The sequence below is a fragment of the Citrobacter sp. Cs237 genome, assembly GCF_030332325.1.
GTDB lineage: Bacteria > Pseudomonadota > Gammaproteobacteria > Enterobacterales > Enterobacteriaceae > Citrobacter_A > Citrobacter_A sedlakii.
Map to the genome: position 1 here is coordinate 182,460 of NZ_JAOWIB010000108.1, position 13,814 is coordinate 196,273.

At 53.9% G+C, this 13,814-nt stretch carries 15 protein-coding genes and 5 tRNA genes; 2 read left to right on the forward strand and 18 right to left on the reverse strand.

Translation table 11 applies throughout. The features are described from left to right. Nucleotides 1-4 precede the first annotated feature (4 nt). Nucleotides 5-397 carry a YbgS-like family protein gene (locus tag OGY07_RS17920; RefSeq protein WP_286602163.1) on the forward strand — a complete coding sequence of 131 codons (393 nt, stop codon included), beginning with the start codon at nt 5-7 and terminating at the stop codon, nt 395-397. A 112-nt stretch (nt 398-509) separates the two neighbouring features. Further along, nucleotides 510-1,451 carry a CDF family zinc transporter ZitB gene (gene zitB / locus OGY07_RS17925; protein WP_042285230.1) on the forward strand — a complete coding sequence of 314 codons (942 nt, stop codon included), beginning with the start codon at nt 510-512 and terminating at the stop codon, nt 1,449-1,451. On the opposite strand, the gene pnuC is transcribed toward zitB, so the two are convergent. From pnuC to cydA, 18 genes are all read right to left on the reverse strand, one after another. Next, on the reverse strand, nt 1,448-2,167 hold the full coding sequence (pnuC, locus tag OGY07_RS17930; RefSeq protein ID WP_286602166.1) for a nicotinamide riboside transporter PnuC: 720 nt from the start codon (nt 2,165-2,167) through the stop codon (nt 1,448-1,450). The two genes, zitB and pnuC, sit on opposite strands and share 4 nt — an antisense overlap. A 25-nt stretch (nt 2,168-2,192) precedes the next feature. After that, entirely contained in the window at nt 2,193-3,236 is a 1,044-nt protein-coding gene (gene nadA, locus OGY07_RS17935; protein WP_042285236.1) for a quinolinate synthase NadA, read from the reverse strand. Nucleotides 3,237-3,513: 277 nt separating this feature from the next. Then, nucleotides 3,514-3,589: transfer RNA gene (locus OGY07_RS17940), tRNA-Lys, on the reverse strand. A 130-nt stretch (nt 3,590-3,719) separates the two neighbouring features. Then, a tRNA-Lys gene (locus OGY07_RS17945) sits at nt 3,720-3,795 on the reverse strand. A 144-nt stretch (nt 3,796-3,939) separates the two neighbouring features. After that, nucleotides 3,940-4,015, reverse strand: a tRNA-Lys gene (locus tag OGY07_RS17950). Nucleotides 4,016-4,018: 3 nt separating this feature from the next. Continuing rightward, nucleotides 4,019-4,094 (reverse strand) — tRNA-Val (locus tag OGY07_RS17955). A 130-nt stretch (nt 4,095-4,224) separates the two neighbouring features. Continuing rightward, nucleotides 4,225-4,300: transfer RNA gene (locus tag OGY07_RS17960), tRNA-Lys, on the reverse strand. 164 nt (nt 4,301-4,464) lie between these two features. After that, nucleotides 4,465-5,259 carry a cell division protein CpoB gene (cpoB, locus tag OGY07_RS17965; RefSeq protein WP_042285238.1) on the reverse strand — a complete coding sequence of 265 codons (795 nt, stop codon included), beginning with the start codon at nt 5,257-5,259 and terminating at the stop codon, nt 4,465-4,467. A 9-nt stretch (nt 5,260-5,268) separates the two neighbouring features. Then, nucleotides 5,269-5,790 (reverse strand): peptidoglycan-associated lipoprotein Pal, encoded by a 522-nt coding sequence (gene pal, locus OGY07_RS17970; RefSeq protein ID WP_012905064.1) that lies wholly within the window; start codon nt 5,788-5,790, stop codon nt 5,269-5,271. A 34-nt stretch (nt 5,791-5,824) separates the two neighbouring features. After that, complete coding sequence (gene tolB / locus OGY07_RS17975) at nt 5,825-7,117, reverse strand: Tol-Pal system beta propeller repeat protein TolB (RefSeq protein WP_042285242.1); 1,293 nt, start codon at nt 7,115-7,117, stop codon at nt 5,825-5,827. Nucleotides 7,118-7,248: 131 nt separating this feature from the next. Further along, nucleotides 7,249-8,436, reverse strand: coding sequence for a cell envelope integrity protein TolA (tolA, locus tag OGY07_RS17980; protein WP_042285245.1), 1,188 nt, complete (start codon nt 8,434-8,436; stop codon nt 7,249-7,251). 61 nt (nt 8,437-8,497) lie between these two features. Continuing rightward, the gene (gene tolR, locus OGY07_RS17985; RefSeq protein ID WP_042285249.1) at nt 8,498-8,926 is read right to left on the reverse strand and encodes a colicin uptake protein TolR; all 429 of its coding nucleotides are present in this window, start codon (nt 8,924-8,926) and stop codon (nt 8,498-8,500) included. Nucleotides 8,927-8,929: 3 nt separating this feature from the next. Continuing rightward, nucleotides 8,930-9,622 (reverse strand): Tol-Pal system protein TolQ, encoded by a 693-nt coding sequence (gene tolQ, locus OGY07_RS17990; RefSeq protein ID WP_082636750.1) that lies wholly within the window; start codon nt 9,620-9,622, stop codon nt 8,930-8,932. Beyond that, nucleotides 9,619-10,023, reverse strand: a complete 405-nt coding sequence (gene ybgC, locus OGY07_RS17995; RefSeq protein WP_042285256.1) for a tol-pal system-associated acyl-CoA thioesterase — start codon at nt 10,021-10,023, stop codon at nt 9,619-9,621. Before ybgC ends, tolQ begins: the two co-directional genes overlap by 4 nt. A gap of 274 nt (nt 10,024-10,297) precedes the next feature. Further along, nucleotides 10,298-10,591, reverse strand: a complete 294-nt coding sequence (ybgE, locus tag OGY07_RS18000; RefSeq protein ID WP_120714852.1) for a cyd operon protein YbgE — start codon at nt 10,589-10,591, stop codon at nt 10,298-10,300. Continuing rightward, nucleotides 10,588-10,701, reverse strand: a complete 114-nt coding sequence (gene cydX / locus OGY07_RS18005; protein ID WP_042285261.1) for a cytochrome bd-I oxidase subunit CydX — start codon at nt 10,699-10,701, stop codon at nt 10,588-10,590. Before cydX ends, ybgE begins: the two co-directional genes overlap by 4 nt. A gap of 15 nt (nt 10,702-10,716) precedes the next feature. Then, nucleotides 10,717-11,856, reverse strand: a complete 1,140-nt coding sequence (cydB, locus tag OGY07_RS18010) for a cytochrome d ubiquinol oxidase subunit II (RefSeq protein WP_042285264.1) — start codon at nt 11,854-11,856, stop codon at nt 10,717-10,719. Nucleotides 11,857-11,871: 15 nt separating this feature from the next. Beyond that, nucleotides 11,872-13,440, reverse strand: a complete 1,569-nt coding sequence (cydA, locus tag OGY07_RS18015; protein ID WP_286602722.1) for a cytochrome ubiquinol oxidase subunit I — start codon at nt 13,438-13,440, stop codon at nt 11,872-11,874. Nucleotides 13,441-13,814 lie beyond the last annotated feature (374 nt).

Here is a 13,814-nt window from a genome sequence, read left to right on the forward strand (position 1 = left end):
TCTTATGCAAATGACAAAATTGGCTTCACTGTTTCTTACTGCCACACTCAGCCTTGCCAGCGGCGCAGCGCTTGCTGCGGATACCGGCGCCCAGACGAACAACGGACAGGCCAACGCCGCCGCAGAAGCCGGTCAGGTCGCGCCGGATGCGAAACAAAACGTCGCGCCGAATAACCTCGACGGCACAAACATCAATACCGGTAACACGAACACCAATACCAGCGGCGCCCAGCAGTCCACCGGGATGTCTGCAACCCAGGATGGGATGACCAAAGACGAGGTGCATAAAAACACCATGTGTAAAGATGGTCGCTGTCCGGATGTGAATAAGAAAGTGGAAACTGGCGACGGCACCAGTAACAACGTGGATACCAAAACGGATGGCACCACTCAGTAACGGTAAAACTGGCTGATAACAGGAGAGCTAAGGCTCTCCTTTTTAATTTAATTCGACCAAAAACGGTATGATGTCATACAGTTAACAGAGAATTCATAAAGGGATGACATTCATGGCGCACGCTCACTCTCATTCAACCCCTCATCTGCCTGAAGATAATAACGCACGTCGGTTACTGCTCGCGTTTTGCGTCACCGCGGGTTTTATGCTGCTGGAGGTCGTTGGCGGGATTCTTTCCGGCTCGCTGGCGCTGCTGGCGGACGCCGGGCATATGTTAACTGACGCCGCCGCATTGCTGTTTGCCCTGCTGGCCGTTCAGTTTGCCCGCCGCCCGCCGACGTTACGTCATACGTTTGGCTGGCTGAGACTCACCACGCTGGCCGCATTCGTCAATGCGATTGCGTTAGTGGTTATCACTATTTTAATCGTCTGGGAAGCGATTGAGCGCTTCTATACGCCACGTCCGGTAGCGGGCGGCATGATGATGTCCATCGCCGTGGCAGGTTTGCTGGCGAATATCCTTGCGTTCTGGATCCTGCATCGCGGCAGTGAGGAGAAAAACCTTAACGTGCGGGCCGCCGCTCTGCATGTTATGGGGGATTTGCTGGGTTCAGTGGGGGCGATTGTCGCCGCGCTGATAATTATCTGGACGGGTTGGACGCCTGCTGACCCCATTTTATCAATTCTGGTCTCGCTGTTAGTCCTGCGTAGCGCATGGCGTCTGTTGAAAGACAGCGTGAATGAGTTGCTTGAGGGCGCGCCCGTGTCGCTGGATATCACCGCGCTGAAACGCCATCTCAGCCGTGAAATCCCGGAGGTGCGAAATGTGCATCACGTCCACGTCTGGATGGTGGGTGAAAAACCGGTAATGACGCTCCATGCGCAGGTGATCCCACCGCACGATCATGACGCCCTGCTGGCGCGCATTCAGCATTTTCTCGTGCATCACTACCAGATTGCGCACGCCACCATTCAGATGGAGTACCAGCGTTGTGAAGGACCGGACTGCCATCTGAATGAGACAGCGTCCGGCCATACACATCATCACCATTAATGAGACAGCGCGCGTGAGCCTCGTTCGCGTGCGCTGTTAATCCACATCCGACTGCCGTTGAGCGCAATAAAAGTCAGGATCAGATACTCCAGCGACATGGCGTATACGCCCTGAAGCGCGAAGATCACGACGCTAATAACGTTGATCACCACCCATAACAGCCAGTTCTCGACGTATTTTCGCGTCATCAGTATCATCGCCACAATCGACAGTACCATCATGCAGGAATCCCAGAACGGGAAGGCATCCGGCTGAAGATTGGGCATGACCACCTGTAGCCCCAGCGTCTGCATTAGGGTCACCGCGACGCGGGTCAAAAAAGCAAACACCGGATCGATAAACACCGTCATCAGACCAATCGCCACCACACAAACGGCCAGCCAGCCCAGCGCTTTCGGTAACGGTAGCCAGCGGATTTTCAGTTCCGCCTCATTCTGGGTATTCTGCCGCGACCACGCATACCAGCCGTAGATATTCGCCGCAAAGAAAAAGAGTTGTAGCAGCAGGCTGGCATAGAGTTGGATCTGAAAGAAAATGATGGCAAATAACGTCACGTTGATCAGCCCGAAAACGTAATTGCTGATCTTTTCCATGCTGGCAAGACCAATGCACAACAGTCCGGCGATGGTGCCTACCGCCTCAATCCATGAAAGATCGTAACCACCGGCGCCGATCGGAATATGTGCCAGGATGTTCTGCGTACTAAAAAAGTCCATCTTTCCCCCAGAGCGTTTTTATTATTTACGCACGTAGTGTAGCCGCAAAATCCAGCATGCGGTTTAACGGCAATAATGCCCCTTCTCGCAGCGCCGTATCAACCTGAATCTCATGGGCTTGTCCGCCCTGCTCCAGCCCTTCAGCAATCGCCTTAAGGCCGTTCATCGCCATCCACGGACAGTGCGCGCAGCTGCGGCAGGTTGCCCCTTCGCCAGCGGTGGGCGCTTCCAGCAACTCTTTGCCCGGAACGGCCTGCTGCATTTTGTAGAAAATACCGCGATCGGTAGCGACGATAAGTTGCTTGTGCGGTAGCGTTTTCGCCGCGTTGATAAGTTGGCTGGTGGAGCCGACGGCGTCGGCCATGTCGACAATCGATTGTGGGGATTCCGGGTGGACGAGGATTGCCGCTTCAGGGTAAAGCCCCTTCATGCGGGCCAACGCCTGGGTTTTAAACTCATCATGGACGATGCACGCGCCCTGCCAGCATAATACGTCGGCGCCAGTCTGTTTTTGCACATAGCGACCAAGATGGCGATCCGGCGCCCAGATGATTTTTTCGCCCAAACTATCCAGATGCTCAATGAGTTCAACCGCAATGCTGGAGGTCACGACCCAATCGGCACGCGCTTTGACCGCAGCGGAGGTGTTAGCGTAGACCACCACGGTGCGATCCGGATGGGCATCGCAAAATGCGTTAAATTCCTCGACAGGACAGCCGAGATCGAGCGAACATTCGGCCTGCAGCGTCGGCATCAAAATGGTTTTTTCCGGGCTGAGGATTTTGGCGGTTTCGCCCATAAAGCGTACTCCTGCCACCAGCAGGGTGGACGCAGGATGCTTTGCGCCAAAGCGCGCCATCTCAAGGGAGTCTGATATGCAACCGCCGGTCTCTTCCGCCAGTTGCTGGATTTCCGGATCGGTGTAATAGTGCGCGACCATCACTGCATCACGCGCTTTCAGCAGACGCTTGATTTTGTCGCGATAGAATTGTTTTTCGTCAACGCTCAACGGGACAGGTTTTGGCGGAAACGGATAAATCGCTGCTTCTGGATCAAACATTACGCTCATCTTGCTTTCTCGTTTTTCTCGCTTAACGAAATAACCGATACAGAGCGTACAGGACGCCGAAATCGGCCATATTTGTTTTATATGCTAAACAAGATAGCGGATTGCGTAACGAAAGTCACACCTATTGCGCACCGTTTTGCCGAAGGGTGACGGCGATCCGATCCGGCTTCGCCTCGCCCTTCGGGCCGTCGCTGCAAGCGGCTCCGTTGTCTCACTGCGTTCGAATCATTACATTCTGCACATAGCAAAAAGGCGCCTTTAGGGCGCCTTTTTACATTGGTGGGTCGTGCAGGATTCGAACCTGCGACCAATTGATTAAAAGTCAACTGCTCTACCAACTGAGCTAACGACCCCTTGCGGAATTTACTGCTTAATCATTCAGACTGGTGGGTCGTGCAGGATGACTCGGCTTCGCCTCGCCCTTTGGGCCGTTGCTGTCGCAACGTTATCCTTCACGCTTTCTACCCGTTTCCACCGTTAAAATGGTGGGTCGTGCAGGATTCGAACCTGCGACCAATTGATTAAAAGTCAACTGCTCTACCAACTGAGCTAACGACCCTTTAGGGTGTCGCCTGAAGATTTTGACTCGGTACCCATTCAACATGGGTTATCGTGCAGGATGTTTTGGCTTCGCCTCGCCCTATGGCGCCGTTGCTGTCGCAACGTTATCCTACACGTTTAACATCTGAGTTCGATGTTAAACTGGTGGGTCGTGCAGGATTCGAACCTGCGACCAATTGATTAAAAGTCAACTGCTCTACCAACTGAGCTAACGACCCGAGTGGTGGGTGATGACGGGATCGAACCGCCGACCCCCTCCTTGTAAGGGAGGTGCTCTCCCAGCTGAGCTAATCACCCGATACTTCGCTGGATACTACTGTCTTACTGATGGGTCGTGCAGGATGACTCGGCTTTGCCTCGCCCTACGGCGCCGTTGCTGACGCAACGTTATCCTTCACGTTTAATTATCGCTTTCCACCGTAACGATTGGTGGGTCGTGCAGGATTCGAACCTGCGACCAATTGATTAAAAGTCAACTGCTCTACCAACTGAGCTAACGACCCACTTTTGCGCTGCTTTCGGTTTGTTTGATATCCCGTGGCAACGGCGGCATATATTACTGATTTCAGATTTCAGCGCAACTAAAATTTCGATGTAGATCACTCAACTGCTTATGAATCGCACGACACGACCAGAAATAATTCGATTTCTGGTCGTATGGTGTGCATTACATCGCGCCGAGACGTTTTTGCGCCTGTTTCGCCCCATCAGTACCTGGGTATTTGCTGATAACCTGCTGATAAACCGCTTTCGCTTTCGCAGTATCACCTTTGTCCTGCATGATCACACCGACTTTATACATCGCGTCAGCGGCTTTAGGCGACTTCGGGTAGTTCTTCACCACCGAGGCGAAATAAAACGCGGCATCATCTTTTTTACCCTTGTTGTAATTCAACTGACCGAGCCAGTAGTTGGCATTCGGCTGATAGGTTGAATCCGGGTATTTCTTGATGAAATTCTGGAATGCCGCAATCGCGTCATCCTGGCGGGATTTATCCTGCACCAGCGCAATTGCCGCATTATAGTCGGTATTGGCGTCACCGCTCTGGACCGGCGCGCCAGTGGCTGCCGCCCCTGCATCCGGTGCTGCCGTCGCTGCGCCCGTCGCCGTCCCCCCCTGAGCGCCGCCCGCGGACTGCGCGGCTGCGCCACCGCTGTTCAGACTGTCAATCTGCAGCAGGATCTGCTTCTGGCGTTCAACGACCTGATTCAGTTGATATTGGCTTTCCTGAATTTGACCACGCAGGGAATCGATATCGGCCTGATTATCAGAGAGTTGTTGCTGGAGTTGGGTTAAAAGCTGGCTGTGAGCATTCGAAATACGCTCGAGTTGAGTGACACGGTCTTCGACCGAGCCTGAGCCGACACTACTGATTGGCGCTTGAGCAAAAGCGGCCCAGGGGGCCGCTATGCCAACCAGTAACGACAGACTCAACACATGATGTCTGAAGTTACTGCTCATGCAATTCTCTTAGTAAACCAGTACGGCACGACGGTTTTTGGCATACGCCGCTTCGTCATGACCCAGTACTGCAGGTTTTTCTTTACCGTAAGAAACGATGGAGATCTGGTCAGCAGAAACGCCTTTACCCTGCAGGTACATCTTAACAGCGTTCGCACGACGTTCACCCAGGGAGATGTTGTACTCAGGCGTACCACGTTCGTCCGCGTGACCTTCTACGGTGACTTTGTAAGACGGGTTGCTACGCAGGAAGTTTGCGTGCGCATCCAGCATCGCAGCGAAGTCAGAACGGATATCGTACTTGTCCAGATCGAAGTAAACGATGTTGTTCTGCTGGAGCTGTTGCATTTGCAGACGCGCCTGCTCTTCGGAGGACATGTTGCCGCCGCTGCCGTTTGCATCCATACCAGTGCCGGCACCCAGCATGCCTTCGCTGCCGTCATTGCTGGCGTTCTTGTTGGAAGAACATGCCGCAATAGCCATAACAGGCAGAGCAATCATCAGCCCTTTCAGCACTTTGTTCAGTTGCATTTCAATGATTCCTTTATTAATCAATTATTTATTATCACAGATACGGCGACCAGGCAGGGAATTTAACCTGTCCATCAGTTGCCGGAAGACGCGCTTTGAAACGCCCATCTGTAGAAACCAAATTCAGCACGGATCCCATCCCCTGAGAAGAGCTGTAGATAACCATAGTGCCGTTAGGTGCCAGACTTGGCGTTTCGTCCAGGAACGTTGACGACAGAACCTGTACGCCACCCGCTACCAGATCTTGTTTGGCAATGTGCTGCTGACCGTTAGTCGTGCTTACCATTACCATAAATTTCCCGTCGCTGCTGACATCAGCATCCTGGTTTTGTGAACCTTCCCAGGTAATACGCTGCGGAGCACCGCCGTTGACGTTAACTTTATACACCTGTGGACGTCCGGCCTGGTCAGAGGTAAAGGCCAGGTTCTGGCTGTCCGGGAACCAGGTCGGTTCCGTGTTGTTGCTGCGACCATCGGTTACCTGACGGATCTGACCGGAGCCGATATCCATCACGTACAGGTTCAGACTACCGGTTTTTGACAGGGCAAACGCCAGTTTGCTGCCGTCCGGAGAGAACGCAGGCGCACCGTTGTGACGCGGGAAAGAGGCAACCTGACGCACCGCACCGTTAGATAATGTCTGAATAACCAGCGCAGAACGACCGCTTTCAAAGGTGACATAAGCCAGTTTCGAGCCATCCGGAGACCACGCCGGAGACATCAGCGGCTGCGGGGAACGGTGAACCACGAACTGGTTGTAACCATCGTAGTCAGAGACGCGCAGCTCATACGGGAACTGACCGCCGTTTGTCTGCACAACGTAAGCGATACGGGTACGGAAAGCGCCCTTAATGCCGGTCAGCTTTTCGAACACTTCATCACTGGCGGTATGGCCCGCATAGCGCAACCACTGCTTATTCACTTTGTAAGAGTTCTGGGCCAGTACAGTACCCGGCGCGCCGCCAGTGTCAACCAGTTGATAGGCGACATTATAGGAACCGTCCGGATTCGGCGTTACCTGACCGACAACCACCGCGTCGATACCCAGCGCAGACCATGCCGCAGGCTGAACCTCCTGCGCGGTACCCGGCTGCTGCGGCAGACGGGAGCGATCTAATGGGTTAAATTTCCCGCTGTTACGCAAGTCTGCGCCAACGATGCCGCCGATATCTTCAGGCGCCGCCCCCGGCCCCGCCCACTGGAATGGCACAACGCCAATCGGGCGCGCCGAGTCCACCCCCTGGGTGATCTCGATACGGACTTCTGCGTGCAGCACCGCCGCCCACAGCATCAGAAAACCAAATGCTACTCGTAATGCCTGCTTCATCATATCTCCCTTATCTGGACGGAAAGCCCACGATAATTTAGCAGAATGTTAACAAACTCAAATACACAAAACTACCGAAACCCAGGGACTGCCGACGTTTGTTTTCCCCGCGGTGACGGGGAAAGTTTAGCTTACGGTTTAAAGTCCAGAGGCGCGTTTTTAAACACTTCATACACTGCCTGGCTTGGCGGTTTTGGAATCTTCGCCTGTCGGGCCGCCGCAAGCGCTGCCTGACAAAGCGCCGGATCGCCACCTTCAGACTGAATATCCAGCAGCAGGCCGTCCGGCGCGAGTTTTATCCGCAGCGTACAGGTCTTGCCTGTATAGGACGATGCGTCATAAAACTTGCTCTCGATAGCAGATTTGATCTGCCCGGCATAGTTACTGATATCCGCGCCTGATGCGCCATTATTTTTAGTATTACCACTCCCCGCCGGAGAAGCGTTGTTCCCTTTCGCCCCACCGCCGGTTTTCGGCGCATTCTTACCGGAGCTTAAGTCGCCCAGCAGATCGTCCACGCCTGCTGCTGCCGCGGCCTTTTCCGCAGCGGCTTTTTCTGCGGCCGCTTTTTTAGCCGCTGCCGCTTTCTTATCGGCAGCCGCTTTCTCCGCAGCGGCTTTTTTCTCTGCGGCGGCCTTTTCGGCGGCGGCTTTCTTCTCGGCCGCCGCTTTTTCAGCGGCTGCCGCTTTGGCTGCAGCGGCTTTTTCTGCGGCCGCTTTCTTCTCCGCGTCGGCCTGAGCCTGCTTAGCAGCCTCCGCTTCCGCCTTTTTCTTCGCATCCGCGGCCGCTTTCGCCGCCTCGGCTTCGGCTTTCTTCTTCGCGTCAGCAGCGGCCTTTTTCGCCGCCTCCGCCGCTTCTTTCGCCTGCGCGTCCGCTTTCGCTTTTGCGTCGGCGGCAGCTTTCTTCGCGGCTTCCTCAGCCTGTTTCTGCTGCTCCTGCGCTTTCTTCGCCTCAGCCTCGGCCTGCTTTTGCTGTTCCTGCGCCGCTAAGCGCTCTTTTTCAATCTGCTTAAGCCGTTCCTGTTCCGCAGCCTGCTTCTCGCGAAGCTCTTCCGCCTGCTGTTGCGCCAGTTTTTCACGCTGCTCTTTAGCACGCTGCGCGCTGGACTGTTGCTGCTGCTGACGTTCGTACTGCTGAACCACGGCGCCAGGATCAACCATCACGGCATCGATGGAAGAACCACCGCCGCCGCCGGCTGAAGCCTCTATATGCTCATCGAACGAACTCCAGATCAGCACTGCAAATAAGATGACATGCAGCACCGCTGAAATAATTATCGCCCGCTTGAGCTTGTCGTTTTGTTCGGTTGCCTTTGACACTCTCGGTTCCCAAAAACTGTTCGCCTGTTACACGCTCTTTTCACGCCAGAGAAGCGGATGATCAGATAGGCTGGGTCATTAAGCCGACCGACTTCACACCCGCGCTGTGTAACAAGTTCAGCGCTTTAATTATTTCATCGTAAGGCACGTCTTTCGCGCCACCGATTAAGAAGACCGTTTTCGGATTGGATTCCAGGCGGCTTTTCGCTTCCGCAACAACCTGTTCCGGCGGCAGTTGATCCATACGATCTTTTTCCACTACCACGCTGTACTGCCCTACCCCGGACACTTCAATAATCACCGGCGGATTGTCGTTACTGCTCACCGCCTGCGACTCCGTGGCGTCCGGCAGATCGACTTCCACGCTCTGGGTAATGATCGGCGCTGTCGCCATAAAGATCAGCAGCAGCACCAGCAGCACGTCGAGCAACGGTACGATGTTGATTTCGGACTTCAGGTCGCGACGACCCCGTCCACGCGATCTCGCCATGGTTTACCCCTTGTTGCTCTCGCTAACGGTAAACGCCTGACGGTGCAGAATCGCGGTAAACTCTTCCATAAAGTTGTCGTAATTCAATTCCAGCTTGTTCACACGCTGGTTCAGGCGGTTGTAGGCCATAACCGCAGGGATCGCCGCAAAGAGACCAATCGCCGTCGCGATCAGCGCTTCCGCGATCCCCGGCGCGACCATCTGCAGGGTGGCCTGTTTTACCGCCCCCAGGGCGATAAACGCATGCATAATCCCCCACACGGTACCAAACAGACCGATATACGGGCTGATAGAACCAACGGTGCCGAGGAACGGAATGTGCGTCTCAAGATTCTCAAGCTCGCGGTTCATTGAGATGCGCATCGCCCGGGAGGCGCCTTCAACGATCGCTTCCGGTGCATGGCTGTTAGCCCGATGCAGGCGGGCAAACTCTTTGAACCCGCTATAGAAGATTTGTTCCGACCCCGCCAGACTATCGCGGCGGCCCTGGCTTTCCTGATACAGGCGAGACAGTTCGATCCCGGACCAGAATTTGTCTTCAAACGCTTCGGCTTCACGCGCAGCAGCGTTGAGAATACGGGTCCGCTGGATGATGATGGCCCAGGATGCGATTGAAAAACCAATCAAAATCAACATGATAAGTTTAACCAGAAGGCTAGCCTTCAGGAACAAATCAAGGATATTCATGTCAGTCACTGCTTAAACTCCGCGACAATGGACTTGGGAAGCGCACGAGGCTTCATTTTGAGTGGATCAACGCAAACAATCAGCACTTCTGCTTCATTGAGCACCGTGTTTTCTGCGTTGACAATGCGTTGCGTGAACACCATTGAGGTACCACGCATTGACGTAATTTCAGACTGAACTTCGAGCATGTCGTCGAGTCGCGCAGGCGCATAGTATTCCAGCGTCATTTTACGCACCACGAAGGCCACTCGCTCTGCCAGCAAAACCTGCTGACTAAAGTGGTGATGACGCAGCATCTCTGTACGCGCTCTTTCATAAAAAGCGACATAGCTGGCGTGGTAAACCACCCCACCGGCGTCAGTGTCTTCATAATAGACACGAACCGGCCATCGAAATATATACTTATTCATTCCTGCGGCCTCGTTGTCGGCGCCATCCGCTCATCTCCGTCACTTACGTTTGCAAGTGTCTGGTGACTCGCGTCATTGCCCTCGCGACGCATCAAGAATGCTGTTGTATATCGCGTTGTATTCACTTTACATCCCGGTAATGCAACAAAAGAGAGAACTTTTAAACGTTGCTACTATACGCGCGCTATCAGGGCTTGGGAATGGGGGGAAGTTAAGGGAGAGTAAAAATATATGGGCTTATGCAAGCCCATCGTTCTTTCAGGATGTTTCTTATTCAAAAGAAGAAGAAAAACAGCCCCACGATAAGGACTATGTCGGCCAGCAGAGGGGAGAAGATCCCTTGCCAGTGCACGGCGCGAGGGCGAAAACCAACGCCATGTATGATGCCTGCGCAGACGGCCCACATCAGCAGTAAACCGTGCCAGATTTCCAGCGTACTGGTCTTTGCCGCGAAGCGGGAGGGATCCCAAAACATACATCCTGCTAACACCAGCGCCATGACGAAAGAAAGCGCCCGTAACGGGCGCTTGTCCATTATCGCATACAGCATCGCGATAAGTTTCATCAGTGTTCTTCTTGACCGTTTTTGCTTGCCTCGACGTGCTCAAGGGCCAGCGCGGTGATGATCCCAAATGCACAGGCAAGAAGCGTTCCCAGAATCCAGGCGAAATACCACATACAATTGCTCCTTACTTAGTACAGAGAGTGGGTGTTGCTTTCAATGTGTTCTTTGGTAATACGACCGAACATTTTCCAGTAACACCAACTGGTGTAGATCAGGATGATCGGCACAAATACCACAGCAACCCAGGTCATCAGGTTCAGCGTCATCTGGCTGGACGTCGCATCCCACATCGTCAGGCTCGCATTCATCATGGTGCTGGAAGGCATCACGAACGGGAACATCGCGATGCCCGCGGTCAGGATGATGCAGGCCAGCGTCAGAGAAGAGAACAGGAACGCCCATGCCCCTTTTTCCATCCGCGAGGTCAGGATCGTCAGCAGCGGCAGTACCACGCCCAGCGCCGGAATCAACCACAGGATCGGTGCGTTGTTAAAGTTCACCAGCCATGCGCCCGCTTCACGAGTCACTTCTTTGGTCAGTGGGTTAGACGCGGCATGGTGATCGATAGCAGAGGTCACCACATAACCGTCGATACCGTACATCACCCAGACACCCGCCAGCGCGAAGCAGACCAGCGTGACCAGCGCGGCGATCTGTGAGGTCGCGCGGGCACGCAGATGCAGTTCGCCCACGGTACGCATTTGCAGGTAGGTCGCGCCCTGGGTGATGATCATCCCAACGCTGATCACGCCTGCCAGCAGACCGAACGGGTTCAGCAACTGGAAGAAGTTACCGGTGTAGTAGAGACGCAGATACTCGTCGACATGGAACGGTACGCCCTGCAACAGGTTACCAAACGCCACGCCAATCACCAGCGGCGGCACAAAGCTACCGATGAACACGCCCCAGTCCCACATGTTGCGCCAGCGCGGATCTTCAATCTTGGAACGGTAGTCAAAACCGACCGGACGGAAGAATAACGATGCCAGCACGAGGATCATCGCCACATAGAAACCGGAGAACGCGGCGGCATAGACCATCGGCCAGGCGGCGAACAGCGCGCCGCCGGCGGTGATCAGCCACACCTGGTTACCGTCCCAGTGCGGGGCGATGGAGTTAATCATAATTCGACGCTCGGTGTCGTTACGACCGAGGAAACGGGTGAGCATGCCCACCCCCATGTCGAAGCCATCGGTAACCGCAAAACCAATCAGCAGAACGCCAACCAGCAGCCACCAGATAAAACGTAGTACTTCATAATCGATCATTTGACGACTCCTGTCTTAGCGTGCCGGCTGAGAAGCCACGGTGGACTGCTCAAAGTGATAGCGACCGGTTTTCAGGCTGCTTGGGCCAAGGCGTGCAAACTTGAACATCAGGAACAGTTCTGCCACCAGGAACAGGGTGTACAGGCCGCAAATCAAGAACATGGAGAACAGCAAATCGCCTACCGTCAGCGACGAGTTCGCCACGGCGGTGGGCAGCACTTCGCCGATAGCCCATGGCTGACGGCCATATTCCGCAACAAACCAGCCCGCTTCTACGGCGATCCACGGCAGTGGAATACCATACAGCGCAGCGCGCAGCAGCCATTTTTTCTCGCCGATGCGGTTACGGATAACGCTCCAGAAGGACAGCGCGATGATCGCCAGCAGCAGGAAGCCGCATGCCACCATGATACGGAACGCGAAATACAGCGGCGCAACGCGAGGAATAGAATCTTTCGTCGCCTGCTGGATCTGCGCTTCCGTCGCGTCGGAGACGTTCGGAGTATAGCGTTTCAGCAGCAGACCGTAGCCCAGGTCTTTCTTCATGCTGTTGAACTGATCGCGAACGGTCTGGTCGGTAGAACCGGCGCGCAGTTGCTCGAGCAGTTCATACGCTTTCATCCCGTTGCGGATACGTTCTTCGTGCTGGACCATCAGGTCTTTCAGACCGATCACCGGCGTATCGACGGAGCGGGTAGCGATAATACCCAGCGCGTAAGGGATCTGGATCGCAAATTTGTTTTCCTGCGAATCCTGATCCGGAATACCGAACAGGGTAAAGGCAGCCGGTGCAGACTGGGTCTCCCACTCGGCTTCGATGGCGGCGAGTTTGGTTTTCTGCACGTCGCCCATTTCGTAACCGGACTCATCACCCAGAACGATAACAGACAATACAGCGGCCATCCCGAAGCTGGCGGCAATGGCAAAGGAGCGTTTAGCGAAGGCAATGTCGCGGCCTTTCAGCAGATAGTAAGCGCTGATACCGAGGATGAACATCGCACCCGTGACATAACCCGACGCCACGGTATGAACGAATTTCACCTGTGCAACCGGGTTGAGCACCAGTTCAGAGAAGCTCACCATTTCCATGCGCATGGTTTCAAAGTTGAAATCCGACGCGATAGGGTTCTGCATCCAGCCGTTAGCGACCAGGATCCACAGCGCAGAAAGGTTAGAGCCTAATGCCACCAGCCAGGTAACAGCCATGTGCTGGACTTTGCCCAGACGATCCCAGCCAAAGAAGAACAGACCTACAAAGGTGGATTCGAGGAAGAAGGCCATCAGACCTTCGATCGCCAGCGGCGCACCGAAGATATCCCCAACGTAGTGGGAATAGTAAGACCAGTTTGTCCCGAACTGGAACTCCATGGTCAGCCCTGTTGCCACACCCAGAGCAAAGTTGATACCAAACAACTTGCCCCAGAACTTAGTCATATCTTTATAAATCTGTTTGCCGGAAAGGACGTAGACCGTTTCCATAATGGCCAGCAAAAACGCCATACCGAGCGTCAGTGGCACAAAGAGGAAGTGGTACATCGCGGTCAAGGCAAACTGTAAGCGCGACAGTTCGACTATATCTAACATCATGACTCCTTGCTCATCGCATGAAGACTCCGAGAGTGAACCCCGTTAGAAAGGGTCACACGCATGCCCCAATACAAATTTGTTTGCGCGCCTTCACCGGTATCCTTTTTCCGTAAAAGGAAACAGAATGGGTGAAAGGTTACAAACATGTTAATAAAAAACTCAAATTGATCCCGCAATTATATTACGCCGCAAAATCCTTACAATAAACAGGTTTTTATTGAGGAAGATTTGCGTTTTTCGACAGTGATCAATTTATAGCGAATTTCTCACTTTTCCATCAATTTGATCGGCGACAATTTATCGCGTTTCCTTATCTTTTTCCAATCATTAAACATTGATTTAAATCAAAAACGCCCTTTTATGTTAACCAT

Coding starts and splice junctions, on each gene's coding strand:
- OGY07_RS17920 (WP_286602163.1), top strand. CDS start 5: ATGCAAATGACAAAATTGGCTTCACTGTTTCTTACTGCCACACTCAGC.
- zitB (WP_042285230.1), top strand. CDS start 510: ATGGCGCACGCTCACTCTCATTCAACCCCTCATCTGCCTGAAGATAAT.
- pnuC (WP_286602166.1), bottom strand. CDS start 2,167: ATGGACTTTTTTAGTACGCAGAACATCCTGGCACATATTCCGATCGGC.
- nadA (WP_042285236.1), bottom strand. CDS start 3,236: ATGAGCGTAATGTTTGATCCAGAAGCAGCGATTTATCCGTTTCCGCCA.
- cpoB (WP_042285238.1), bottom strand. CDS start 5,259: ATGAGCAGTAACTTCAGACATCATGTGTTGAGTCTGTCGTTACTGGTT.
- pal (WP_012905064.1), bottom strand. CDS start 5,790: ATGCAACTGAACAAAGTGCTGAAAGGGCTGATGATTGCTCTGCCTGTT.
- tolB (WP_042285242.1), bottom strand. CDS start 7,117: ATGAAGCAGGCATTACGAGTAGCATTTGGTTTTCTGATGCTGTGGGCG.
- tolR (WP_042285249.1), bottom strand. CDS start 8,926: ATGGCGAGATCGCGTGGACGGGGTCGTCGCGACCTGAAGTCCGAAATC.
- ybgC (WP_042285256.1), bottom strand. CDS start 10,023: ATGAATAAGTATATATTTCGATGGCCGGTTCGTGTCTATTATGAAGAC.
- cydX (WP_042285261.1), bottom strand. CDS start 10,701: ATGTGGTATTTCGCCTGGATTCTGGGAACGCTTCTTGCCTGTGCATTT.
- cydB (WP_042285264.1), bottom strand. CDS start 11,856: ATGATCGATTATGAAGTACTACGTTTTATCTGGTGGCTGCTGGTTGGC.
- cydA (WP_286602722.1), bottom strand. CDS start 13,440: ATGTTAGATATAGTCGAACTGTCGCGCTTACAGTTTGCCTTGACCGCG.